Annotated in this window: 16 protein-coding genes and 1 tRNA gene; 11 read left to right on the top strand and 6 right to left on the bottom strand. The window is 35.9% G+C overall.

Features of this window, described 5'->3' with window-relative positions; genetic code table 11:
- Positions 1-9 precede the first annotated feature (9 nt).
- Positions 10-6903 (top strand): T9SS type B sorting domain-containing protein, encoded by a 6894-nt coding sequence (locus HM990_RS03895; protein ID WP_178987685.1) that lies wholly within the window; start codon positions 10-12, stop codon positions 6901-6903.
- 465 nt (positions 6904-7368) lie between these two features.
- Here the strand turns inward: HM990_RS03895 and HM990_RS03900 are convergent, their stop codons facing one another.
- Entirely contained in the window at positions 7369-8877 is a 1509-nt protein-coding gene (locus HM990_RS03900; RefSeq protein WP_178987686.1) for an OmpP1/FadL family transporter, read from the bottom strand.
- A gap of 36 nt (positions 8878-8913) precedes the next feature.
- Entirely contained in the window at positions 8914-9960 is a 1047-nt protein-coding gene (locus HM990_RS03905) for a hypothetical protein (RefSeq protein WP_178987687.1), read from the bottom strand.
- A gap of 101 nt (positions 9961-10061) precedes the next feature.
- On the opposite strand from HM990_RS03905, the gene proS reads away from it, so the two are divergent.
- The 3 genes from proS to rpsT all read left to right on the top strand — a co-directional run bounded on the left by proS (position 10062) and on the right by rpsT (position 11995).
- A complete protein-coding gene (gene proS, locus HM990_RS03910) occupies positions 10062-11540 on the top strand; it encodes a proline--tRNA ligase (protein WP_178987688.1) in 1479 nt (492 codons plus the stop codon).
- Between the two features lie 108 nt (positions 11541-11648).
- A tRNA-Glu gene (locus tag HM990_RS03915) sits at positions 11649-11720 on the top strand.
- A 23-nt stretch (positions 11721-11743) separates the two neighbouring features.
- A complete protein-coding gene (gene rpsT / locus HM990_RS03920) occupies positions 11744-11995 on the top strand; it encodes a 30S ribosomal protein S20 (protein ID WP_178987689.1) in 252 nt (83 codons plus the stop codon).
- A gap of 107 nt (positions 11996-12102) precedes the next feature.
- Here rpsT and HM990_RS03925 read toward each other — a convergent pair whose 3' ends face one another.
- Both HM990_RS03925 and HM990_RS03930 read right to left on the bottom strand, forming a co-directional pair.
- On the bottom strand, positions 12103-12723 hold the full coding sequence (locus HM990_RS03925; protein WP_178987690.1) for a DUF4403 family protein: 621 nt from the start codon (positions 12721-12723) through the stop codon (positions 12103-12105).
- Positions 12724-12762: 39 nt separating this feature from the next.
- Positions 12763-13728 carry a Gfo/Idh/MocA family protein gene (locus tag HM990_RS03930; protein ID WP_178987691.1) on the bottom strand — a complete coding sequence of 322 codons (966 nt, stop codon included), beginning with the start codon at positions 13726-13728 and terminating at the stop codon, positions 12763-12765.
- Between the two features lie 282 nt (positions 13729-14010).
- Between HM990_RS03930 and HM990_RS03935 the strand changes: the two genes are divergently transcribed.
- The 7 genes from HM990_RS03935 (at position 14011) to HM990_RS03960 (ending at position 20113) form a co-directional block, all read left to right on the top strand.
- A complete protein-coding gene (locus HM990_RS03935) occupies positions 14011-14541 on the top strand; it encodes a lipid-binding SYLF domain-containing protein (RefSeq protein WP_178987692.1) in 531 nt (176 codons plus the stop codon).
- Positions 14542-14722: 181 nt separating this feature from the next.
- Positions 14723-15283, top strand: a complete 561-nt coding sequence (locus HM990_RS03940) for a helix-turn-helix domain-containing protein (RefSeq protein WP_178987693.1) — start codon at positions 14723-14725, stop codon at positions 15281-15283.
- Positions 15284-15297: 14 nt separating this feature from the next.
- Entirely contained in the window at positions 15298-15744 is a 447-nt protein-coding gene (locus tag HM990_RS03945; protein ID WP_178987694.1) for a response regulator, read from the top strand.
- Between the two features lie 3 nt (positions 15745-15747).
- Positions 15748-17526 carry a CHASE3 domain-containing protein gene (locus HM990_RS03950; protein WP_178987695.1) on the top strand — a complete coding sequence of 593 codons (1779 nt, stop codon included), beginning with the start codon at positions 15748-15750 and terminating at the stop codon, positions 17524-17526.
- A 172-nt stretch (positions 17527-17698) separates the two neighbouring features.
- Positions 17699-17845: a DUF5670 family protein gene (locus HM990_RS19785; RefSeq protein ID WP_229719356.1), complete on the top strand. Its 147-nt coding sequence runs from the start codon at positions 17699-17701 to the stop codon at positions 17843-17845.
- Between the two features lie 429 nt (positions 17846-18274).
- The gene (locus HM990_RS03955) at positions 18275-19291 is read left to right on the top strand and encodes a helix-turn-helix domain-containing protein (protein ID WP_178987696.1); all 1017 of its coding nucleotides are present in this window, start codon (positions 18275-18277) and stop codon (positions 19289-19291) included.
- Positions 19292-19654: 363 nt separating this feature from the next.
- Positions 19655-20113, top strand: coding sequence for an RNA methyltransferase (locus tag HM990_RS03960; protein ID WP_178987697.1), 459 nt, complete (start codon positions 19655-19657; stop codon positions 20111-20113).
- A 79-nt stretch (positions 20114-20192) separates the two neighbouring features.
- Here HM990_RS03960 and HM990_RS03965 read toward each other — a convergent pair whose 3' ends face one another.
- Positions 20193-23441: a CHAT domain-containing protein gene (locus HM990_RS03965; protein WP_178987698.1), complete on the bottom strand. Its 3249-nt coding sequence runs from the start codon at positions 23439-23441 to the stop codon at positions 20193-20195.
- Positions 23438-26680, bottom strand: a complete 3243-nt coding sequence (locus HM990_RS03970) for a CHAT domain-containing protein (protein ID WP_178987699.1) — start codon at positions 26678-26680, stop codon at positions 23438-23440. The genes HM990_RS03965 and HM990_RS03970 overlap by 4 nt, the downstream gene beginning before the upstream one ends.
- Positions 26681-26683: the final 3 nt, after the last annotated feature.

Below are 26683 nucleotides of genomic sequence, written 5' to 3' on the forward strand. Positions count from 1 at the left end.
ATCAGTATAATGAAAAATATTTTACTCTTAGTTACGCTTATATTAACAAGTTTAAGTTTCTCCCAAGATATATTAATGGAAAATGGCACCTTCACACGCTGTGCTCCCGATAAATTTTATGATTCAGGAGGACAATTTGGTAATTATTCAGATGATGAAAATTTGGTTACCACTATATGTCCGCAAAATGCAGGTGAATTTATTATGGTCGATTTTACTCAGTTTAATGTACAACCGAACTTCGATTTTTTAACTGTTTATGACGGTGACGATATAACCGCAGATGTTATTGGAACGTATTCTGCCAATTCGCCTGGTATGGTCTCTGCAACAGCAAGTAATACCTCAGGATGCTTAACATTTGCTTTTACCAGTAATGGGGTAATAAACATTAATGGTTGGGAAGCCAATATTATATGTGCTGTACAATGTCAAACCATTACCGCATCTATTGATGCTACAATTCCACCTGCTGTTTCTGGAACTATTGAGGTAGATCCAAGTGAATTAATTACATTTGAAGGAAGTGCTACATTTTCAGATGATGGAACTGGAGCAACTTATACTTGGGATTTTGGTAATGGTGTTACTCTTGATGGTGAGGATGTTAATTATGCTTATACTAATCCTGGTACGTATACGGTAACTTTTACGGCTACAGATACTAATCCTGTGGGTTGTTCAGATTCTACGAGCACTTTCCAAGTTGTTGTTTTAGATAATGACACGTGTGCAGGTGCTTTGCCTATTTGTGGTGACATTGAAGATGTGCCTTCACCTGTTGGATCTGGTGCAGCTGAGTCTGGTATTGATTATGGGTGTTTGGGTTCGCAACCTAGACCAAGATGGTATTTTTTGCAGACAGGTGATATTCCTGGCGATTTAAGTTTTACTTTGACTCAAACTAATGGTCAAGGTGGTACAGGTGGTGGTAATGATGTAGATTTTATTATCTGGGGACCTTTTTCTCAACCTGAATGCGGATCGGCAAATTTGAATTCTACAACCCAAGTAGATTGTAGTTTCTCAGCTGCGGCAACAGAACAAATAGATATACCTAATGCACCTGCCAATCAATATTATGTGCTATTGATAACTAACTATAGTCAGTCTGCTGGTTATATTAACTTAGAATTAAATGAAGATCCTAATTCGGATGCGACTACCAACTGTGATATTATATGTCAGGTAGATTTAGGTGAAGATCAAGAACTTTGTAATGGAGATAGTTATACTATTGAACCTGATTTCAATGGTGCCTTTAATTCATTTGAATGGCAGTTAGATGGTGAGACAATTCCAGGTGAAACAGGTTCTACCTTAACAGTTACAGAATCGGGAACATATACTTTACTTGTTGAAGGATTAGATGCTGTCTTTGGAGATCCATGTTCTACTCAAGATGATATTGAAATTGCTATTGTTCCTCCATTCAGTTTAAATGATATTTCAGTTACTGAATGTGGTCAAACGGCAACTACAGCTGATTTTAACTTGGATGCAGAGATAGTTGATATATTAAGTCCATTAGATCCAGCTGATTATACGGTTTCTTTTCATAATAATTTAGATGATGCTGAAAATGCTGTCGCTGCCATTACAGGAACAAATCCGTATAGCGGAACTGATGGTGAAATTATTTATGTAAGAGTGGAAGCTACTGGTACAAATTGTTTTTCTACCAGTATGGTGACTTTAGCTGCATCATCTCAACCCACCATTAATCCAGCTTCAGATTTGGAGCTATGTGATGATGTAAGCAATAACGGAACCGAGCAGTTTGATTTAGATAGTCAGACCTTAGTCGTTTTGGGAACTCAAGTAGCTGCGGATTTTAATGTTACGTATCATCTAAGTTTCGACGAAGCGGATATGGGCAATAACGCTTTGCCATTGTCATATACCAATACAATGAACCCACAGCCGATATACGTAAGGATAGCGAGCGCGAGCGACGTAAGTTGTTATAATGCCTCGACGGATCCTGTATTCGACTTGGTGGTGAATGCAAGAGCCATTGCCAACACGCCTCCCGATATGCTGGAATGCGACACCGTTGGTAATGACGGTTTAGAGACCTTCGACCTTAGTAGCCAAGAAGCGGTTATTTTGGGCGACCAAGATCCAGGAACTTTCTCGGTAACGTTCCACAATACCATAGATGATGCAGAAAATGGTGTGGCAAATCTGCCTACAAGTTACCAGAACGTCACACCCAACCAGGAGACAATTTATGTACGAGTAGATGACCCTGTTTATCCAGACTGTTACACTACCACAAGTTTCGATTTAGTTATCAATACCTTACCGGCACTAGTCGGTGTGCCGGCATTACAGGTCTGTGATGATGACATGGACGGTTTCGTGGGCTTTCCATTGAGCACAAGGGAAGCAGAGCTATTAAATGGCCAAACAGGTATAGAGGTTTCTTTTCATGAAAGCTTAGTGGGTGCAGAGACAGATGATGCAGAAATATTTGATGGTTATGTTAATACATCAATGACCAACCAGACGGTATTTGTACGTTTAGAAAACACCACTACAAACTGTTACAATGTAAATACTCTTCAGTTGGAAGTTGTGGTAAACCCAATAGCAAACGTTACGACGGCATTGGAAGTCTGCGACGATAACGCAGACGGATTTGCTGAGTTCAATCTTAGTTTAAAAGACGCAGAAGTTATAGGTTCGCAAAGCGGCATGACGGTTAGTTATTATGCTGATCCAGCAGATGCCGAATTAGGGGATAACCCATTGCCAACTACATATACAAATGCGACTCCAGGAGTACAAGAGGTTTCTGTACGTATTGAAAATGGTGCCACAGGTTGTTATGCTACAACAACATTACAGCTCATCGTTAATCCAAAACCATTGATCACAACGGTAACAGCATATGAGTTATGTGACGATAATCTTTCAGGAGACGAAGAAGAAGACTTTGATCTCAGTACAAAAACAGCAGAGATATTAAACGGTCAAGTCAATGTAGCGGTCAATTATTATGCCAACGAAGCAGATGCAGATGCAGGAATAAACGAGATAACAGGACCCTATACAAACATTAGCAATCCGCAGACCGTAGTAGCCATTTTAACCAATACGAATACCAATTGTATTTCAACTACTACCTTCGAATTAATTGTCAACCCTTTGCCAGCGATAACGTCACCGACGGCTTTGGAGGTCTGTGACGACGGCACGGCTGACGGTATAACCGAGATGGACCTTAGCCTAAAGAACGCAGAGGTGACGGGCAACAACCCGAACTATTCGATAAGCTATTACGAGACCCTGGCGGACCTACAGTCAGGAGCGGACCCCTTACCGACACTTTATACCAATACGAGCAACGGCCAGGTCGTTATCGTATATGTGGAGGACATCAACACGGGCTGTTCCGCTACCACGACGCTGGAGCTGGTTGTGGAGCAGGCACCAGTGGCATTTACACCGTCACCATTGAGATATTGCGACCCAGACAACGACGGCTTTGGGATGTTCGACCTTGCGGGTACGGCGAACGAGATTACGGGAGGAGCCTCTGGGCTCACGGTAACCTACCACGAAACACAGACCAATGCGGACAATGGCGTGGACGCCATAGATACCACGGTGAGCTATAACAATATCGTACAAGATGCACAGACCCTATATGTAAGGGTAGAGAGTGCCACCATAGCAACGGACTGTGCCACTATAGTCGTGCTGGAGTTAATAGTGGAGCCAACACCACAGTTAATGGCGCCAACACCATTGGAGGCCTGTGACGATATCTCGGCCGATGGTTTTGCGGTCTTTAACCTTACGGACAAGGCAGACGAGATACTGAACGGCCAGGACCCAACACGGTATATCCTGAGCTATTATGAAAGCGAGGCGAATGCGGCACTAGCGATGAGCCCAATCGGCAACCCGTTGGCCTATACCAATACGGACGATTTTAACCAAACGATCTGGGTGCGTGTAGAGGACAACACTACGGTAGAAGGCTGTTACAAGCTAACAAGCTTGGAGCTGATAGTGAACGCCTTACCGGTTTTGGTAACACCGGCACCATTAGAGCTGTGTGACGCGATCACTTTGGACGATGGGCAGGAAGCCTTTACGCTCGAAGACGCCAATGCGGAAATACTAAACGGACAAACAGGAATTACGCTAACGTATTACGAGACCCAATCGGACGCGGACAATGCCACTGTTCCAATCGAAAGTCCTTATACCAATACGGGCAACCCCCAGACTGTTTTTGTAAGGGCAGAAAACGATATCACGGGCTGTTACAATACGGTAACGCTAACACTGAGGGTCAACCCGATCCCATCACCGGAAGCAAACCCTGATCCCATAGAGGTCTGTGACGAGGACAATGACGGTTTTGCGGAGTTCGATCTGGAGATCCGAACAATAGAGGTGACCAATGGGGAGTCCGATGTCGTGATCACCTATCACGAAACCCAGAGCGATGCAGAACAAGGGGAGAATGCGATCACGGGACTGTACACTAACATCGTGGCCAATAACCAGATGATCTATGTGCGCTCGGAGAGCACGCTTACCGGATGCTACAACCTTACCCTTAACACGCTGGAGCTTATTGTGCACCCGGCACCGGAAGTACCGACAAGCATAGAACCTTACACGATCTGTGATAGCGACAATGATGGTTCGGCGCAGTTCGACCTGAGCACCAAGGACGAAGAAGTGCTCAACGGACAAGAACCGACAACAGTGGAACTGACCTACCATGTAAGTGCAGCGAATGCAGAAACAGGGGTCAACCCCATCATCAATGTGGGCAACTATACCAACAACGGTAACCCACAAACGATCTATGTACGTTTATACGACCCTATAACGACCTGTTTTGATACGGGTATGTTCGAGCTGATCGTAGCCTTGCCGCCAGAAGCGGTACAGCCCACACAATTAAACGAATGTGACGACCTAGGGGAAGTACCGGGAGATGAGATCACGGTCTTCGACCTTAGGGTAAAGGATACGGAGATCACAGGGGGCAATGCCAGCTGGTCAGTAGCTTATTATGAGACCAGTGCAGATGCGCAGGCACAGGAAAATGCCATACCGGACCCAACACAGTACACCAATACGGAAATAAATGGATTGGGTGCCAATCCACAAACGCTGTATGTTGTGGTCACCGATACGGATACGGGCTGTGTCGATTTTACGACCTTGACGATAAGGGTCTTACCGAACCCAACACCAACGGCCAGCGATTTGTTGCCCAACATAGAACGCTGTGACGAAGAAAACACGGGAGATGGTACAGAGATGTTTGACCTCACGGAAAACGAAGACCTGATCCGCAACGGTGAGAACGGAGTTACCATAACCTATCACGAGACAGAGGACGCTGCCAACGCTGGCACGGACGCAATCCCAGACCCAACACAGTACACCAATATAGAAACACCGACGCAGGAGATCTATGTGAGGATGACCAAGGACGCCACGGGCTGTTATGCCCTTGTGGACTTTACCATCGTGGTGAACCCATTACCGGAAGTGATAGCGGTAACGGACTTCATCCAATGCGAGCTCTTTACCGACGGCACCGACACTTTTGACCTTGGCACCAAGGACGCCGAAGTATTGAACGGACAGGACGAGGCCCAGTTTACGGTCAGTTACCATGATAACCTAACGGATGCGGAAGAAGGGATGAACGGCCTGGTGAGCCCGTACACCAATACGGCGAACCCGCAACAGATATTCGTGGCCATCACCAACAATGAGACGGGCTGTTCCATCAGCACCCAGAGCTTCAACATCGAGGTACAGGAAGCCGCACAGGCCAATCCGGATATGGACCCGATCGTTTTCGAGCTGTGTGACGATGAAATGGAGACCGATGGCAATCCGTTGGACGACAGCACCCAATTTGATTTAACGAACATGGACGCAGAGGTATTGGACGGTCAGGACCCATTGAACTACATCGTGACCTACTATGCCACCCAAGAAGACGCGGACGACAAGGTGAACCCATTGCCGACCTTATATGAAAATGTAACAAACCCACAGGTGATCTATGCAAGGGTAGACAACGATACGCCAGATGCGGTCACGGCCGCGGACACTTCGATCTGTTATGCCCTGGCAGCGCTTACGCTGCAGGTGAACCCGTTACCGGAGTTCGACCTGGATGAGAGCTATACCCTGTGCGTAAACACGGACGGGAGCGAAGTGCTGGACCCATTGGTCATTGACACAGGCCTATCGGCAACGGACTATGGTTTTGTGTGGAGTTATGAGGGCGTGGAAATAACTGGCGAGACAGGGCCGAGCATCATGCCCACACAGGGCGGTAACTACCGTGTGGATGTTATCGATGTAAGTACCTCGACGCAGACCAGTTGCCCTAACTTCGATACGACTGTGGTGATGGAAAGCGAACCGCCGAGCATAACGGTCAACGTGCTGACACAGAACTTTGCGGAGAGCCACGTTCTGGAAGTGGTGCCTGGGGACGAGATAGGGGACTATGAATACAGCCTGGACAATGGCCCATGGCAGGACGGGACCCTGTTCACTGACGTGTCACCCGGCCAGCACCATATCACGGCAAGGGACAGGAACGGCTGTGGGACCACGACCGAACCGGCATTCATAATCGATTACCCGCTGTACTTTACGCCCAACGGAGACGGCCGAAATGAAACTTGGAACATAGAAAGTATTGGAAATGGTGCGAAAATTTATATATTTGACCGCTACGGGAAGCTGTTGAAGCAGATCAGTCCGAACGGGACTGGCTGGAACGGCACCTACAATGGCAGTGCTATGCCGACCGACGGCTATTGGTTTACAGTGGAGTACGACGAGCCTTTGACAGGGGAACGTAAAGAATTTAGAGCCCATTTTACCTTGAAACGATAATTTATAAAATTTAAATAAATTAAAAGCCTGAATATTAAATAATATTCAGGCTTTTTTCTTTGTGCTGTCTGGGAAATAAAGAATCGAGAACAAAAATTTTGAGTCATAGAATTCAAAGGAGGAATTTGATTTTTAGTTAGCGCAACCGCTAACTCAACTAACAACATCAAAATGAACTAAATTTTGAACATGTTAAGAATTAGGTTATAACGATATCCGAACTTATTGTTTCAGATTTAAAAATTAAACTGTGAGTAAAGGATTTTAGGAAATAAATGCTAAAGAAGTAAAATTTTACAAACAGGTTAAATCTATTTAAGATATTCTTTAATAAAAGCTAAAGAATTAGTCTTTGAAAAGTAAATAATTGAACTTAGGTGGAAATAAATTGTAGTTCTGAAATAGACATAAAAAAAGCCTCAATATTATTTAATATTTAGGCCTTTATTGTGCTTTATACTTTTATTATAGGTTAAAGCCTAGAGTTAAGACGACGTCAGTAAATTTTGATTGTATTTCTGCTGAATCAGTGAGTCCAACATTATATAATTGATAGTTAATATCGCGTTGCGCTTGACTAAAAGCGATGTCTAAATTGAGATTACCAAAAGCATAGCCCAATCCAAGAGAATATCCATTAAGATCTCCATAAAAAGTATCGTCTATATAAGGGCTTTCCTCAAAGCGATAACCGCCTCTAAAACTCAGTTGCTTATAACGGTATTCGCCTCCAAGTCTATATGAAGCAGCAAAGTCTAAGCTATTATTAATATCGTTGTTTAAACTAGAAAATAAAATGTCAGAAGTTGGCTTGAATTTAGTATTACTATAATCCTTTATTGAATAATCAAAGCTAATTAAGCCTTTTATACCAAAAACATAGGCCAAGCTTCCAGTAAATTTTCCAGGGGTTTGTAATTTGTACTCTTCGTAGATATTAACAATATTACCAATAAATCCAATATCTGGATCCGCAATATTTGAATCTATACCTTGAACTAACTCATCACTGATTCTATACCATGTTGGGGAATTGTAAGACAATCCAACTCTTAAATCATCTGTCAATTTAGCGATAGTTCCTAGTTGAAAAGAAAAACCGCTTCCAGTTGAGGATAATAAATTTTCAAAAAAGATATTATTGACCATTGACGCATTATTTGAGTTAGTTTCTCTTAAAATAGTATATTTTTCGTAATTGATAAAATGGCTATTTAGGTTAATTCCGAAGAATAATCTATCATTATAATCTGTTGCAAAATTAAAGGCTAATTTGCCATTGTAACCTGTGCTTGCGTAGGCATAACGTTGATTATAGTTTCCTCCATTTACATTTGATATGTAAGCTGTGTTTTCATCAGTATCTTCGACAGGGTCAATTAGAAAACTTTCATAACCCAAAAATGCTTGTTGATTTTGGAAACCGTAATATGAACCAATTTCAGAATAAGCTTCTGAGTATGATTCACCACTGAATCTAGAAATTTCGTCTAAACGTAAACCTTGTGCATTTCCTAAAAAATACTCAGCTATCGATGTGATTGGGTTTGTGCCACTTGCAACCCAATCGTCATCATAATTAGCTGAACTATCATAAGCAACCCCTAATGAGAACTTTTTCCATGGTGAGTTTGAGTTCATATTATTAAATACAAAAGCTGCTCCTAACTGATTTAGATCTAAATTTGTATTAGAAGCGGAATTGTTTCCGTTAAAATAACTAATTTCATTTTTAGTGTTAAATATACCTAAGGATAAAGAGGCCTGACTATTATTAAATACCGCTGAGCCAGCAGGATTAATATTAACACTAGACATGTCGCCTCCAAGTGCTCCGAAAGCGCCACTCATAGCTCTAAAACGTGCTGTACCTTGAATTTCATCCATGGAATAACGCACGGCATCAGTAACATCCTGAGCTAAAACATAAGATGAACTTACTAAGCCTATAGCTAGTATAAGTAATTTTTTCATAAGTAAATTTTTTGAATTTGGAATCAAATATTTAGCTTATCCTCTGCTTCGTCTGACCGCACGGTTAGAACTACTGCTGCCACTAGATCGTCTAGAACTTCCAGAAGAACGTACGCTACTGGAAGAAGATCGTGAACTGCTACTGGATCTTACAGAACCAGAAGATCTGGAACTTCTTGTTGTTGGTGTGGAGATTCTAGTATTAGTTCTTGTTGTCCGCGATGAAGTTGGTCTTGTCACCCTTGAAGTTGAACTCGATCTCGAAGTGCGGAGTGTTGGCCGAGAACTAGGTGTACTTCTAATGGCTCTAGATGAGGAATTAGAAATAGCTCTAGTGCTTCTCGTATTTCTTGATATAGCAGCGTTAGATGATCTACGGGAGGAATAATTTCTTCTCGATAAGGCAGAATTGCTTCTACTTCCACGACTCAAATTATTACTATAAAGTAAAGATCCTCGTCTAGAGTTGCTATAAGCAAATCTGTTATTATGTGCATAATATCCATTGTTCCAGCCCCAACCAGTATGATACGCCCAACCTGGGTACCAACCTAAACCAGCGTTCCAGCCCAAACCAGCGTTCCAGCCCCAGCCAGCGTTCCAAGCCCATGGGTTATTCCAGCCCCAGCGATTCCAGCCCCAACCCCAGTTATTCCAGCCAAATCCGCCATTCCATAACCAAGGATCGTTCCATCCTATCCAGCCATTATCAATATAATTGATAGTAACGGTAGTTGTATTTTGTCCCCAACCACCATAGGCTGGTTGTTGTTCTAAGGTGTCTTGAACGGTCTCAACATAATTACTTTCGTAAGAATCTATATCGGTAAATACTTCGTTTTCTTCTTGAATAGCTTGAACTTCCTCTGAGTTTTGAGCAAAATAGTTCTTGTAATAATTAGAATCATTGGTAGAAGTGGTAACAACAGGCTCTTCAGTTTCGTTTACATATTCTTCGGACGAATAGATACCATCATTATCGTATCCTGCATACTGAAAAGATCCACAAGAAGTTAGCACAGTCGCTAAACCAAGTGCAACAACAAATGGCAATTTTTCGGTTATAATAGTTTTAAATCGCATATCTCATTTATTTTATTGTTGAACATAGCAAAAATAGTTAGTTTTGCTGTATTATTTAATACATTTAACATAAGCACAATATTTGTGCCAAAACACTAAAAATGGGCAAAAATCTTACTAGTAGAGCTGAAGATTATTCAAAATGGTATAATGAATTGGTTGTGAAAGCCGATTTAGCCGAAAATTCAGCGGTTAGAGGTTGTATGGTTATTAAACCTTATGGTTACGCTATTTGGGAAAAAATGCAAGCTGAACTAGATAGAATGTTCAAAGAAACAGGGCATGAGAATGCTTATTTTCCATTATTTGTGCCTAAAAGCTTATTTGAGGCGGAAGAGAAGAACGCAGAAGGTTTTGCTAAAGAATGTGCGGTAGTTACCCATTATCGCTTACAAAATGATCCTGATAATCCAGGGAAGTTGAGGGTAGATCCTGAAGCAAAATTGGAAGAAGAACTCGTGGTGCGACCAACGAGTGAAGCGATTATTTGGAATACCTACAAAGGGTGGATCCAAAGTTACAGGGATTTACCAATCTTAATTAATCAATGGGCAAATGTTGTCCGCTGGGAAATGCGAACACGTCTATTCTTGAGAACAGCTGAGTTTTTATGGCAAGAAGGACATACTGCACATGCGACAAAATCGGAGGCACTGGTGGAAGCAGAGCAAATGAATGATGTCTATGCGGAATTTGCAGAAGACTTTATGGCCATTCCTGTTATTAAAGGGGTAAAAACTGAAAGCGAACGTTTTGCAGGTGCCATAGAAACCTATTGTATTGAAGCTTTGATGCAGGATGGGAAAGCACTTCAAGCTGGTACTTCCCATTTTTTAGGACAGAATTTTGCGAAAGCATTTGATGTGAAGTTTACGAATAATGAAGGCAAATTAGATTACGTTTGGGCGACATCCTGGGGTGTTTCAACTCGATTAATGGGAGCATTGATCATGACCCATAGTGACGACAAAGGGTTAGTTTTACCACCAAATTTAGCACCATCTCAGGTCGTAATTGTCCCTATATACAAGACGGATGAACAATTTGATGCCATTACGGAAAAAGCTGAAAACATAATAAAAGAGCTTAAATCATTAGGTGTAAGTTGCAAATTTGATAAAAGAACGACACACAGACCAGGTGCAAAATTTGCGCAACACGAATTACAAGGCGTACCGTTACGAATTGCGATAGGTCCAAAAGATTTAGAGAATAATACTATTGAATTGGCAAGACGCGACACGCTCACCAAGGAAATTGTGCCAATGGATGAGTTGACATCTAAGGTTAAGAATCTGTTGGAAGTTATTCAAGAAGAACTATTTAAAAAGGCTTTGAATTTTAGAAACGAGCATATTACTGAGGTTGATGATTTTGATACCTTTAAAAAAGTTTTAGAAACAAAAACAGGTTTTATTTCGGCACATTGGGATGGTACTGATGAGACAGAGCAAAAGATCAAAGAGCTTACCAAGGCAACAATTCGTTGTATTCCTATGAACAATAAAATGGAAGATGGCAAGTGCGTTTACAGTGGGCAACCATCAAACCAACGCGTGCTATTTGCAAAGGCTTATTAAAATATTTAAAAAAAATTAGTTAGGTGTTGCAGAATTTAAAAATAGTTGTATTTTTGCATCCGCAATGGAAACATTGTAGGTTCATTTAAATAATAATATAACCAAAATGGCCCGTTCGTCTATCGGCTAGGACGCATGGTTTTCATCCATGTAAGAGGGGTTCGATTCCCCTACGGGCTACAATTTTAATAAGAAAAAATACAATGGCAAATCATAAGTCAGCTTTAAAAAGAATTAGAAGTAACGAAAAAAGACGTGTACTTAATAAGTATTATCATAAAACGACGCGTAATGCAATTAAGAAGTTACGTGAAATTACTGATGCAAAAGAAGCACAAGCAATGTTGCCTTCTGTACATAGCATGATTGATAAGTTAGCAAAGAAAAATATTATTCATGCTAACAAGGCTGGTAACTTAAAGTCAAAGTTAACTAAACATGTTGCGGCAATATAGTTTTGCTTTCTACTAAGATATTTAAAGTCTTTCCTTTTGGAGAGACTTTTTTTTACTTCTAATTTTAATTGAATTTCGATTCCTATTGAATGTTGAAGTATTGAAATTTAAAAATTCTCGATATTAAGAATTCCCCATCCTTTGATCTTTATGAGAACCCATAAATGGTCATCTTTTAATTTAATATGGGAAATGCTTAAATTTTCTAAAGATCCAATTAGTGAGATACCTTCCTTGAGTTCAAAATTTGAAGCGAGTTTGGTATTTATTGAATTCAAATTATCTTTCACAATGGGTTTTAGGTCAAAGGCTAATTTTTTAATAATTTTTTGATAGATAAAAGTGTTTACAATAGACTTTAGCATTTGATCGGTAAACCAGCTTTTACCCTTGCTATCAATTTTATAATTAGCAACAAATAGTTTCTGTTTGTCAACATTTAATATTAGCTCTGCTGAGATCGTGATGTTCAGTTCTCTATTGCGGTAAAGAAATGTAAGCGTTTGTAATTTTATTATTATCTCAATGTTGTATGTTTCAGAATTGCTCTTGGCTATTTTTATATCAATAATTTTAGCATACTTAATTTCCTTTCCCTTAGTATCTACTTTACTTATAATTTCCCCAGCAAATTTTTCATTCAAATAGTTTTCAATAGCTGTAAAATTTACTTTTACGGGAATAGTTATTGAGATGTCATTACTAACGGGAATTTCACTATCATCCATTTTATTTTAGCCTTAAAATAATTGAAGTATTAAATGTTATTACCTGAGTATTTGATTCATAACCCAAGCCGTATGTGCAGCAGTCTCACCGGTTGAGGGATGCGTGATTTGGTTCCATAAATGTTTCTTTATATTCTGCACATGATGCAACTGAATATTTTCAGGATTTTCAATCATTATACTTTTCGATTTACCATTACATTCAAGTTTGACTGGGTTTTCATCAAAGATTGAAAATTCAATTTTTCCTTCGCTTCCAAATATTTGGACAAGGTCTTCCCGTTTTTCAGTACCGAAATTCCAACTACCAGAACCTGTTATTCCAGATTTGTGAAGCCAATTTCCTGTAACAGCATCCATTGCTGAATATAAACCTTGTTGGTTTATCGCTATACCATGAGCTTGCGAAAAGTCTCCTAATAAATAGGCGAACAAATCTAATCCATGTGATGCTAAATCATCAAAATAACCAGCAGGAGCAATGTTGGCGTCTGTACGCCAATTATAAGTTTTAGATAAATCGATGGCGCTGGCTGGTTTGCAGAGTTGCCTACTGATATGCCTTACCTTACCAATTTTGTGTTCATCAATCCAAGATTTAATTTGCGTAAATCGAGGTAAGGAACGCCTGTAGTAGGCCACGAACAATGGCAGATTTTTAGATTGAAAAGCTTTATTGATATTTAAACAAGCTTCATAAGTTGGCGCCATAGGTTTTTCAATACAACAGATCTTATTTGCTTTAGCGACTTTTAGGGCATAATATTCATGGGAATCTGGAGGTGTTGCTATATAAACGGCATCAATATCAGAATCATTTATAAGGTCGTCAGCTTCTACGTGAAATTTCGGAACTTTATGTCTTTTGGCATAATCTTTCCCTTTGGATATATCTCTTCGCATTACGGCAGATAAATTAAAGCCGTCTGTTTTTTGATAAGCAGGTCCACTTTTTAATTCTGTTACATTGCCGCAACCAATAATTCCCCAATTATATGTCTTCATGATTTGATATTTGGTCTTTATGTATTTCAAATATATCATAAAATCATAGGTATTAATTGCCAATGCTTGTTTAAAATTTAGCAATTAATTTTCATTTATAATCTTGTGTTCTCAAGAATTTAGTTTTTTTATCTAATAACTAATAGCATCAACAAAAAATTGATATGGACTAATCGGAAATAATTTACACCGATAATTTTATAACAGAGAAATTCGGGAATATCAAAAAATATTCTTTTTGAACTTTCTAAAACAAAATGTTTAATTAATAAATCAAAAATTATGAAACGTAGAAATTTAATACTAACAATGGCATTGCTGTTTGTAACTGTATTTGCATTTGGGCAAAATAAAGATGATAAGCGTGTAATGATGGATGCCGAAAAATCCACTAAGTTACTTAAGAGCTCAGATGAAGGTATAGAGAAATTTATGGATAACGCTGCAGGTTATGTTGTATTTCCTAATGTAGGGGAAGGTGCATTAATTGTAGGAGCAGCATCGGGAAATGGAGTGGTATATAGCGACGGAATGCCAATTGGTATGGCCAGTTTAAAAAAATTAGATATTGGTCTGCAAGCAGGAGGCGAAGCTTATACCGAAATTATTTTCTTTGAAACAGAGGATGCGCTAAACGAATTTAAAGAAGGCAATTTTGAGCTTTCGGCAGAAGCAAAAGTGATAATGGTAGATAAAGGCGCAAGTAAAAACGCCAATTATAGCGATGGCGTCATAGTCTTTGTAAGACCTAAAGCAGGAGCTATGGCTGATATTTCTGTGGGTGGCCAAAAATTTAGTTATTCAGAATTTTAAATAAAGAATTAAATTTTAATATAGAAAAGTCGATTTTCATAATCGACTTTTTTGTTTTTAATATGTTGAGTTTTGTTTCCATCAGAATTTTCTTTTTTGGGATAAATAGTTTAATTTTTTAATATTAAATTTGGGGAATATAAGTTGAGACTAAATTCATCTAAATATAATACTTGTTAGAATGAAGTTATTTTTAAAATTCGATTTCACTAAAATTAGCAATGTTATTCTAGAAGAAAAATTGAAGGCTTGCAATTTTAAATACCGGCAAACTTCCTTCGGAGAAATTGAACTTTTGGAAAGGGTCTCTAGCCAGCAATTAGAAACATTTAAGAACAGCATTAAGGACTATGGTATTTATATTGTTGAAGATGCTAAAAAAATAATGGTTGAGAAGATTAAGGATACTATAATGGATATGATTTTTAACGAAAAGAATGAGATCAACGTTAAAACTTCAGTCTTTTTGTCCGAAAAATTGAATCAAAGTTATAGTTATCTTTCAAACTTATTTTCGGAAGTTACGTTTACCTCCATTGAGAATTTTATAATTTTGCAAAAAATAGAATACACTAAGAGGTTACTGACAAATGAAGAATTATCCTTAACCGAAATAGCTTATAAACTCAATTATTCTAGTGTGGCTCATTTGAGCAAGCAATTTAAAAATACTACAGGAATTACCCCTTCAGCTTTTCAGCGAATTATAGCAAAGCGAAAAGAACATAAGTTGGACTCATAAAACACGTTGAAATTATGAATGAAGATTATATTTATATTGCCTTGGCCGACGATGATGAAGATGATAGGTTCTTTTTTACTGAAGCATTTGAAGAATTAAAAGTAACGAATAAAGTTTCAACCTTTAAGGATGGTGCAGAATTGATGCATTATTTAGAAGCACCTGACAATGAAATTCCAGATCTGTTGTTTTTAGATTTGAACATGCCGAAAAAATCAGGAATAGAATGCTTAAAGGACATCAAGGCCAATAAAAAATTTAAGGATTTAGTCATAGCCATTTATTCCACATCGTCCTCAGAAGAAGATGTAGAAGAAACCTTTGTTTTGGGCGCGAATATCTACATTAAAAAACCCAATGATTTTGAAAAATTAAAGAAGGTTCTTTCTGAAGTGGTAACCACGAATTGGCAGTATCATACTAATGGTTTAAATAAAGAAAACTTTTTATTGCGTCTCTAAACTATGTCTTTAGCTCCTAGTAAACTTTTAAAGATTGTATTTGGTGTAGGACTCTTTGTTATACTTTGTATCGGAGGGTTTACTTATAAACACATTAAGTCTCTTTCTGAAACCTCTGAAATTGTTAACGATACGTTTACACTGCGGATTGAGTTAGAGCAGATAATTTCTAATCTTAAGGATGCAGAAATAGGACATAGAGGATTTTTGCTTACACATGATTCTTTATTTTTAGAGCCCTACCAAAAAAGCCTTCAGAAAATCAATGCCAATCTTACTAAATTAGACACACTAATAATACGCAATAAAGTTCAACGGGAAAACCTAGAAAAATTAGAAATAGATATTTCAAAACGCTTCGCAATATTTAATAAATCTTTAAATATTGCCGACGATAAAGCTATCCTTAGCCAAGAATTATTGCTGTTGTTGCACGAAGGGAAAATTAGAATGGATCGTATCCGCGAGGACATTTCTGTTATGCTTGATTTTGAAAATAAATTATTGATTGACAACCAGAAAAAGAACGAAAAAGCAATAGGGATAACACCATTGCTCTTGTATGGAATATTAATAATCACATTGGTTATTTTGCTTATAGCGTATGCAAAAATTAATAAGGATTTAGCGCATTTTAAAAGAACTAATGAAGATCTTAAAATATTTAAAAAATTAACAGAGCAAGCAGAAATAGTCAGTAAAAGTGGTACTTGGATATGGTATGTCGATAAGAATAAATATCATTTTTCGGATAATCTATATAGGCTATTTGGAACAGAGCCTCAAAGTTTTGAGGCCAATTTAGAGAATTTCTTTGGAGTTGTCCATGAAGACGATAGAGAAGGTCTAGGCCAGGTAATAAATAATATGATCAAACATGAAGATTTACCCTTCACAACATATCGTGTTGTGCAACCCGATGGAACAATTAGACATTTAAAAGCGTATGCCAAACTTATAGAAAAGGGGTTTAGATATAAAAAATTACTCGGGGTAACTATGGATGTTACCGATGAGTTTGAAAATTTTAAATTAATTGAAGAGCGTAATTTAGAATTAGAACGCAATAATAAGGAACTATCAGATTTCAACTATGTTGCCAGTCATGATTTACAAGAGCCGTTAAGAAAGATTCAGACCTTTATTTCACGTTTAGAAATACAAGATAATAATAAGCTTTCTGAAAAGGGACAATTCTATATAGAAAAAATAAAATCCTCCTCGGCAAGAATGCGAATGCTCATAGAAGATTTATTGCAATATTCCCGTACTTCCAATGTAGAGAGTGATTTTAAGATTACAAACATGAACATGCTATTGGAGCATTCTAAGAATGAACTTTCAGATAGTATTAAAAATAGAAAAGCCAAAATTATTAATGATGATTTACCTACAATGGAGGTGATTTCGTTTCAAATGGAACAACTGTTTATTAATTTAATCAGTAATTCTTTGAAGTATTCAAAAGAAGGAATCGCACCCACAATAGAAATCAGATATCAAGAGGTGGAATCTAAAACCATAGCCGTATTGAAAAATTCCTTATTCAAATACCATCATAAAATCTCGTTTAGAGATAACGGCATTGGATTTGAACCAAATTATAGCGAAAGTATTTTTGAGCTCTTTAATAGGCTACATGGTAAAACAGAATATTCCGGTACTGGAATTGGTTTGGCTATATGCAAAAAAATTGTTGAAAACCATAAGGGTATTATTTTGGCCGAAGGAAGTCTTAATATTGGCGCAACTTTCACAATTTATCTCCCTTTTTTAAAATAATCGTCGTCTTCTGAACTTGAAATAATATAACGGAAATAAAATATTGTATAACACTTTCTGTTGACATTTGTTAATATTTGTTAATGAATGTTTGACCATTCTCGTATTAACCCTTACCCTTAAATATGGCTTAATACGGTGTACTAACTAACTTTATTTTATGCCTTACATAATGAGATCTTTCCTTTACATAGTTTTGGTACTACTCATAATTTTTTGGGCACTCGGTTATTTTGTTTTTTATATGTCTTCAGCAGTCCACTTATTATTATTAGGTGCCATTATTGTTCTCATCGCAATACATATGAAAAAGTCATAATGCATTTGGACTCATGTTATAAATGCTTTCCTATATACTCTCTTCTTGTCCTTAGACTTTTAAAGTTTTAATCTACTATTTACTCAAAGCAAAATTAAAGCATCTATAATAAAGGTCATATTAGGCCTTTTTAAGCTTTGTTTAACACAAGACTGTAATCATATAACAAAACAAAATAATTGTATAACAGATTCAGCGTATTCAGGTTGTTACTTTGTTAAAAGAAAATTGAACTCAAAATTTACAACCATGAAATCACTATCACAGCACATCCAAAAACAATTTGCCAAGGTTGGAAGAATATTTCCAAAACCAATATTGAGAAGCAATTTTAATACTACTTCTAGAACCAATTTAAAAAGCAAATTGTAGACGCAATATAAAGTCTAAATCAATATCACAAATTGTCTAACCAAAAAATCAACACTCATGAAAACTATAGAAATAAAAGCACACAATCTTCAATCCATGTTCCATACATTGAAAAATGAAATTGGCGGCACATTCTCGACACAGCTTAATGAAGGAGAGTTGCAAATCGATAATCTTTTGGGTAAAGGTATTATTAGAGGTATACAACTAGAAAGAGATACTGTTTTTTTAGAGTTTGATATTAAATTTAAAGAAGATGTCAAATTTATTTTAGCAAGCCCTAAACAATCAGTAGTTAATTTTTTGTATTGTGCTGACGGCAAATTATCTCATTCATTTTCAGATTCAGGTAAAATAAAAACAGTGGGTACTTTTCAAACAGGAATATCGGCAAACTTAGTTTCAGACGAGCATCATGTTTATTTTTACAAAGATACGTATGTGAACTCAACCCTTATTTCTGTAAATGTATCTCAATTAAGTTCTGCAGAACACCATATCAACAAAATGGTTTCTGAAATATTTATAGAAAACAACGAATCGGATTATTGTTATGTAGGGTCTTACAACCTAAAAATTGCTGATAGTATCAATCAACTCAAAGCCATAAAGCAAAAAGGTGTTGTGAGAACTTTATTAATTCAAGGATTGGTTAACATGATATTGGCGTTAGAGATAGAACAGCATTCAGTGGATATAGCAAGTTCCCAAAATTCCAAAGGTTCACTTACCACTTTTGAGTTGAAACAGGTAAAGGAACTGTCGGACTTTATTAATAATTTTCCTGAAACAAATCTTAATGTTACGGAATTGGCGGCTAAGGTTTCCATAAATCCAGCAAAAGTGCAAGAAGGTTTCAAACTAATGCATGGTAAAACTTTAAATACTTACATAAGATTTGTAAGGGTAACAAAATCGGAAGAGCTTATTAAAAATACGGATTTAAACATATCAGAAATTGTGTATTCATTAGGATTTTCAAGTAGAAGTTATTTTTCTAAAATTTTTAAAGATCAATATAAATGCTCACCGATAGAGTATAAACAAAACATTAAATTAGCTGCAACAGCATAGTATATAACTAAATGAGATTGTCTGAAAAAGTCAATTTAAGGGAAAATAAATGATTTATTGAGCTCAAGTATTTTGTTGAAGCTTCAACGTTAACAGTCAGAATTTATTAACACTATTAATAATTAGTTTTTGACAGCACTCAAGCAGACAATCTCTTTTTTTACTAATAATATTCAGCTTGGGATTATGGAATTATTGGTAGAAATCACAAAAATAGAAGAAAGATTAAACCAAACTTTAAGTTAGCTGTAACAGCATGCTATAAATAATGGAGCTTGAATAAATATTACTGATAATATTTGTTCAAGCTCTTTTTCATTTCAATTGATTGAGAAGATAATTTGAAATTTATATTTTTGATTAATGAATGATAATTTGAAAAACGAATTCTTCGGGATAGGAATACAAAACGGAAAGACACCTGAAAATTTAGGCGTACTTTGGCGATCGGCACAAAATCTTGGAGCGAGTTTTATTTTTACTATAGGCAACCGTTATGCCAAGCAAGCCTGTGATACGCACAATGCTGTAAAATCGATGCCTTATTTTCATTATGAAACTTTTGAGGATTTCTTCAACAATTTACCAAAAGGAGCAAGGCTTGTTGGTGTGGAGTTAACTGATGAAGCTGTTCCGCTAGAAACCTTTAACCATCCCAGACGCTGTGTATATTTATTGGGCGCAGAAGATCATGGATTATCTAAACAAGCAATTGAGAATAGTCATTTTTTAATAAAATTTCAGTCTCAATTAAGTCTTAATGTTTCTGTGGCTGGCAGTATTGTTATGTATGATCGTGGTATTGATAAACCACGTGTTTAAAATATGTTTTTGTTGAATTGGAATAATGATAATTAAGCTTTGTCTTGATCTGAAAGTTGTCGCTGAAAAAAATATCTACCTATCTTGATTTTGAAACTTTTTTATTTCTTATAAATAACACCAATGCCAAAATTATTGTAACAATTAGCAAAGTCCATATCCACCAAAAATTTGGTGATTCTAAATTAATAGGCGCTGCATCTCCAATTAACACCAAACCAGCCCAATATTGAGGAGAAATTGTTCTCCCTTCTGCAGTAGCTATATAATCTAATTTTGCTTTTTGTAAGGCTTCATCTTTTGGTAACCCTTCTTTGAGGTATCCATAAAAATTTTCGATAATCGTTGCACTCGATTGTTCATCTATTTTCCATAAGCTCGTTAATATACTCTCGCTGCCAGCATAATTAAAAGCATGTGCTAAAGAAATCATGCCTTCGCCTGGCTGGAATGTTGGTTTTCCCGTTTCACAGGCAGTTAGAATGGCTAAATTAGATGCTAAATTTTGATTGTAAATCTCGTAAGTGTAAAGTGAATTGTTATCCGTATTATCGCTGTCGTCCAGGTTCTTCGCAAATATTAATCGTGAAAACTCAGGAGAAACATTATTAGATTCAGCATGTGTTCCAATATGAATGATTTTATGTTCTTTTGCCTGCTGTGAAAAGACTTGCTTGGAGGCCTTTTCATTTGTAAATGAATTACCACTAAATAGCTGAGAATATTCTTTAGCTAAATCTACTGTAAAAGGCTGAGGTAATAGTTTAAGATAGGTTATATCTAATAGGATAGAGTCTTTTATGGCAATTTTATAATTGTTTTTCATCTGCTCGGTAAACTCAGGAGTAAAAGCGACAAAATTATTTTCGAAAAATTTTGGTGTTTTGTTTTTATCAATTAATAATAGACTATAGTTATAAGATAGGTTGTATTTACTTAACAAGCTCTTTTTATACAACTCCTTGAATGAATCAACTTTAGTCGTTGTCAATACTTCAAAACTTAAATTAAAGAGTTCACCATCCGGAACTATAATAACACTTTTATTGGTAATTGAATTTTCAAATGGTTTCCATAAAATATTGTATAAATTGCTATAAGGTTTTAAATTATCATCTAATAAATTATCAGTATTTTCATAGGAAGCTAACTCATCTTTTAACTTATCTGTGTCCAATAAATAGGATTCAATTCTATTTTTTTCAATTAGGAAAGCATAGAGTTTTTCCTGAATGAAAACATATCTAACGATAGACTTATTATCAGGAAAATTAGAAGTACTTAGGTTTAAAGATTGTGATATCGAGGCATATTTTAAGTTGTAGTATTTAGGATAATCACGCTTTAAGGTTTCAAGTAAAACAGACCAGTTTTTATTGGTTTCGAAAAATGTCTCCAATCCACCCTCAATGTTTAGGGTTGAATTAAATTCGTCTTTTAGTAGCTTTTCTGCTTCAAGTATTGATTTTGGAATATCATCTAAAATAAAATCAGATTGTACATTCAGTTGCTGTCTAATCTTATTATAGAGTTTTGATTCGTGAATACTTAATATTTCTTTTAAAAATTTTTTATCTTTAGTTTCTTCATAGATCACCATGGCTATTGCCTTTGCTAATTCGAAAACTTGATCATTATCAGCAAGAATAATAGAAATATTTTGATCTTCTATAGCCATAGTTTTTTGCTGTTCTAAAATAGTGATGGCCTCTTTAAGGCTTTTAAACTGATCTTTAAGAAATAAGGTGTCTTTATCCTTGGTTAGTTTTAATTCTATCTCAGACTTAAGTAATAAAGCCCTTGGTTTTTCTAAAAAATTTAGTTCATTAACTTCTGTAGCATAAGAATCGCTTAAAATCGCTAATGCTTTATTTATTTGTTTTGAGGCTTCTAGGTAATTATTGGATTTATACTGAATTCTTGCTAGATTTACTAAAAGGGAATATTCTAAAACCGTACTCTTACCTTGATTATTAACTACGTAGTTATAAATAGTAGTTGCCATGTCAATGGCTTTATCAGTATAGCCGTTTTTTGCATAAAATCCAGAGAGTGTGGTCATAGCGCTTAAATAGAAAGCGTCATAACTATCTCCAAATACACTTTCATAATAGCTTTTGCTTTTTTCGTAGCATTCTTTTGCCGTTTCTATATTGCCTAAGGATTCGTTTACGACGCCTTTATAGTAATAGCCATCGGCAACCCCTAAATAATCCTTTTGGTCTTGGTTGGTATAAATATCTAAGCTTTTATTGATGAACTTTTCTGCGGTTTTGAAATCTTTTAATTTTAAGTGCGAATTGGCAACTTGCAAATAAGAATAGGCTAATTCAGGATCATCCTTAGCCAAATATTTTTTCTTTTCTTCAAGTGCATAAGTGTTTAATTCCTTTGCCTTTTGCAGGTTACCTTGTTTACTAAAATCACCAGCATAATTTTCTATTGATATATATAAAAATTTACGCGCTTCTTCTTTGAAAAAGTCCTTGCCTTCGGTATTTGATTTAAGAAAGTCAAGGTAATTTTTTATGGCTTTCTCGTTGTACTTTAAAGATTCCATTGTGTTACCTAGTGTAGCATGTACCGATGCAATATTAGCTTGATTAGAGGCTGTATGATAATGCTTGTTCATTGGATTTGGATCTAAATCAGAAATGATCTCTTCTCCCTTTTGAAAATAATACAAGGCACTATCTATTTTGTAAGCATCCCACATTCTGCCGCCTAAAGAATTGTAAGCATCTAGAATTTTAGTTTTGTCAGATTTGGGATAAGACAAGTAATGTTTTAAGGACATACGGCTATGCTTCGTGGATGCTTTAATATTGCCAAGTCGTCTATAATCTACACCTAGATTATGATGAATAATACCAAATAAATCACCAGTCGCATCAGGCATTCTCTTTGTGATTTCTAATGCCATTAAATTTTGTTCTGAAGAATTTTTGTAATCATGGAGGTATACATAAAACCGTGAGAGTACCAAGTGCTTTTGCCTCGCAACAGACAAAGAATCAGTTAAATCAGTAATGCTATTTGCAAAATCATTTGCTTTCGTTATGGCTATTGCTTCGCCTTCTAGCTTTGCAGTAATTTTTCCGACATAGTAAATACGTTTAGTTAACTCTAGATAGGCTTTTTCCTGTTTTAGTTCATTGATATGATCAATTAATATGAAGTCCGCTTTTTTGAATTCTTTGTTTGAAATTAATGAATCAATACGCTTAGTATTTGATAACGAATGTGTCTGCGCAATTAAACTGAAAGAGACACTCATGATGCACACAATCATTATTACAAATTTATTACAACGGGATAATGCCTTCATTTTTTAAATTTTCTTAATATTACTATTATAATAATTATACCAATAATTCCCAATAACCAAAACACTAAATTTGATGATGTTGTTAAATTTATAGGAGCTGTATCTCCAATTAAAACCAAGCCTGCCCAATATTGTGGCGAAACCGTTCGTCCTTCTGCAGTAGCTATGTAATCTAATTTTGCTTTTTTTAAGGCTTCGTCTTTAGGTAACCCCTTTTTAAGGTACCGATAAAAATTTTCAATGATGGCAACACTAGACTGCTCGTCTATTTTCCACAGACTTGTTAAAATACTTTCGCTACCAGCATAATTAAAGGCATGCGCTAATGAAATCATACCTTCACCAGGTTGAAAGGTCGGTTTGCCCGTTTCGCAAGCCGTTAAAATAGCGAGATTGGAAGACAGATTTTGGTTATAAATTTCGTAGGTGTAAAGTGAGTTGTCTTCCGAATAAATCGTGTCATTAACATTTTTTGCAAATATAAGTCGTGATAATTCGGGTGATATATTATTTGATTCTGCGTGCGTACCAATATGAATAATTTTATGTTCCTTGGCCTGTTCTGTAAATATTTGTTTTGAAGCGTTTTCGTTTAGAAAGGATTTGCCATTAAATAATTTAGTGTATTGCTTGGCAAGAGCTGTTGCAAAGGGTTGCGGAAGTAGTGTTAAATAAGTTTTATCAAGTGAAATAGAATCTGTAATTGTCAATTGATAATCGGTTTTCATCTTAGAATTAAACTCAGGCGCAAAAGCAATAAAATTATCGGTATAATCTATCACTATGCTGCTTTGGTTTATTAAAAATAAACTGTAATTATATGATATGGTGTACGTATTTAATAAACTATGGTCAACGAGCTCTTGATAGGAATTAACCAAAGATTTAGTTAGCATTTCAAAATTTAGATTAAATAATACCTGATCAGGCACTATGGTTACTTTATTGGTTTTAATAGAACCTGCTATAGGTTGCCAAAGCGTAAGGTATAAATCATTTAAGGTTTCAAAATTTAATTCTTTGAATGGATTGTTACTTTGAAGGCTATTAATTTTTTTAGTCAGGTTTTTTGTTTCTAAATTAAAAACTTCTAAATCTCGATTATGAATAACAAATACATAGAGTTTACCGTCTATAAATGTATATCTAACAAGCGTTTTGTTTTCAAGATTTTTATTTTCTATTTGTTCATGTATTGATTTAGATATTGCAGCATATTTTAAATCATGATACATTGGATAGTCTTTTTTTAATAGTACTAAAAATTCTTCCCATTCTCTATTGGCTTGAAAAAAAGATTCTAAAGCGTCATCTTTTAGGATTGAAGAACTTAGAGCTTGTTTAATGCGCTTTTCGTCTTCAATGATAGTTTTTGGAATATTATCAAATGTTAAGAATGTTTTTGAGTTTAATCTATTTCTGATGCGATTGTATAACATAGACTCATGCATACCTAAAACAACCTTTAAATACGATTTTGATTGTGTTATTTCGTAAAGTTCGAGGGCTATTTTTTTTGTAAATTCAAAAATATCGATATGGTCTGATATTAACATAGAAATAGTGTTGTCATCAGTAATTTTGGATTTTTGTTCTTCTATAATAGTAATTGCGTCTTGTAGTTCTTTCAATTGTGTTTTTAAGAAAATACTGTCTTTGGTCTTTTTCAATTGATATTCAGATACAACCTTAATTATGGTTGCTCTTGGTTTCTGCACTTCAATCTTTAATTTTCCTAATTTTGTGTTCTTTGTAAATGTTTCGTCATTAAGAAGGTTTAAGGCTAATTTACTTTTTTCTAAAGCTGCTGTATAATCTTTAAGTATATAATAAATACCAGCAAGATTTACAACTTGATGATATTCTAGCAAGGTCTTTTCACCTTGATTTGCTACAATATAATCGTGTGCTTTGTTAGCCATTTTCAGTGCTTTTTCAGAATAACCGTTTTCTGCATAGAAACCTGAAGCGGTATCCACAAAGTCTAAATAAAGTTCGTCATAATATTCGCCTAATGAAGATTTGTAATATTCTTCAGCTTTTTCATAACAATCAAAAGCACTTTCTATGTCTTTAATTTCCTCAAGGACTCTAGCCTTATAATAATACGCATCTGCTAGCCAATTGAAATAATTACTTGGGTTTTCATTCAACTCTAAAATTCCCTCGTTAAGATATTTCTCCGCCTCATCATATTCTTTCAAAGCCAGGTTTATTTGACCCAAAAGGATTTTTCCTTTTGAAATTTCTGGGCTTTCTGGACTTAAATGCCTTCTTTTTTGATGGAATGAATATTCAATCAATTCTTTTGCTTTTCTATAATCTCGAATGTCTTTATAGATACCTCCATAATTATCAATAGCTTGAAACAAAAATTCTTGGGCATAATCTCTTCGTGCTTCAGTAATGTCTGATTTTAAAAATAAATTAAGGTTTGTTATGGTTTTTTGCATGGCATTTATGGATGCGTTTACATCTCCCTGAATATTGTGGATGCCAGCCATATTATTATTTAAAATCGCAGGTCTTAAGTATTTATTGTCAGGGTTTTGCTCTAAACTGCTTAAGATGTGCTCTGCCTTTTTGTAATAGACTAGAGCACTATCTATTTTAGATACATACCACATCATTCCACCAAGTGCATTGTTGGTAATATATAATCGTTGCTTATTTGTATCAGAATAAGAATTGAAAAATTCCAATGCTTTTTTATGGTACTTTAACGCCGTAGTTTGGTTGCCCATTCTCATATTGAACGTACCGAGATTACTATAAATAATACCAAAAAGCTCTCCATTTTTATCTGGCATTTTTTTAGTGAATTCTATGGCCTCAAGATTATAGTCGCTAGCTGTTTTATCGTCTCCTAAGAACTCATAAAACGAACCAATTTCTAATTTTAATTGCCTTAATGTTTTTGGGTCAGTAGTGCTTGAGCTAATTCGCTTACCAAAGTCGAGAACTGCTTTTTCTGCTGTGTAACTGTTTTTTAGTTCAAAGTTAAGTTTGCCTATAAAATAAATGTAGTCTGTTGCTTCATAGTAAGATTCTTGAGTTATTAATCTATCTAAATAAAAATTCAGTTTTTGTTGGGCAATATCAAGTTTTTTTTCAGAAATTAATTTATCAAGTACTTTCAATCCTGAGATAGAATCTTGCTGAGCAAAACTCATTTGAAATAAGCTTAATACTAAAATATAAAACATAGGATGCCTAGAACAATTATAAAATCGTCTCATAAT

Origin of the sequence: Winogradskyella schleiferi (genome assembly GCF_013394655.1) — a bacterium.
In the GTDB taxonomy this organism is placed as follows: Bacteria; Bacteroidota; Bacteroidia; order Flavobacteriales; family Flavobacteriaceae; genus Winogradskyella; species Winogradskyella schleiferi.

Bases quoted from the DNA above. Each gene is read 5' to 3' on its own strand.
- HM990_RS03895 (WP_178987685.1), top strand. From the start codon at position 10: ATGAAAAATATTTTACTCTTAGTTACGCTTATATTAACAAGTTTAAGT.
- HM990_RS03900 (WP_178987686.1), bottom strand. From the start codon at position 8,877: ATGAAAAAATTACTTATACTAGCTATAGGCTTAGTAAGTTCATCTTAT.
- HM990_RS03905 (WP_178987687.1), bottom strand. From the start codon at position 9,960: ATGCGATTTAAAACTATTATAACCGAAAAATTGCCATTTGTTGTTGCA.
- proS (WP_178987688.1), top strand. From the start codon at position 10,062: ATGGGCAAAAATCTTACTAGTAGAGCTGAAGATTATTCAAAATGGTAT.
- rpsT (WP_178987689.1), top strand. From the start codon at position 11,744: ATGGCAAATCATAAGTCAGCTTTAAAAAGAATTAGAAGTAACGAAAAA.
- HM990_RS03925 (WP_178987690.1), bottom strand. From the start codon at position 12,723: ATGGATGATAGTGAAATTCCCGTTAGTAATGACATCTCAATAACTATT.
- HM990_RS03930 (WP_178987691.1), bottom strand. From the start codon at position 13,728: ATGAAGACATATAATTGGGGAATTATTGGTTGCGGCAATGTAACAGAA.
- HM990_RS03935 (WP_178987692.1), top strand. From the start codon at position 14,011: ATGAAACGTAGAAATTTAATACTAACAATGGCATTGCTGTTTGTAACT.
- HM990_RS03940 (WP_178987693.1), top strand. From the start codon at position 14,723: ATGAAGTTATTTTTAAAATTCGATTTCACTAAAATTAGCAATGTTATT.
- HM990_RS03945 (WP_178987694.1), top strand. From the start codon at position 15,298: ATGAATGAAGATTATATTTATATTGCCTTGGCCGACGATGATGAAGAT.
- HM990_RS03950 (WP_178987695.1), top strand. From the start codon at position 15,748: ATGTCTTTAGCTCCTAGTAAACTTTTAAAGATTGTATTTGGTGTAGGA.
- HM990_RS19785 (WP_229719356.1), top strand. From the start codon at position 17,699: ATGAGATCTTTCCTTTACATAGTTTTGGTACTACTCATAATTTTTTGG.
- HM990_RS03955 (WP_178987696.1), top strand. From the start codon at position 18,275: ATGAAAACTATAGAAATAAAAGCACACAATCTTCAATCCATGTTCCAT.
- HM990_RS03960 (WP_178987697.1), top strand. From the start codon at position 19,655: ATGAATGATAATTTGAAAAACGAATTCTTCGGGATAGGAATACAAAAC.
- HM990_RS03965 (WP_178987698.1), bottom strand. From the start codon at position 23,441: ATGAAGGCATTATCCCGTTGTAATAAATTTGTAATAATGATTGTGTGC.
- HM990_RS03970 (WP_178987699.1), bottom strand. From the start codon at position 26,680: ATGAGACGATTTTATAATTGTTCTAGGCATCCTATGTTTTATATTTTA.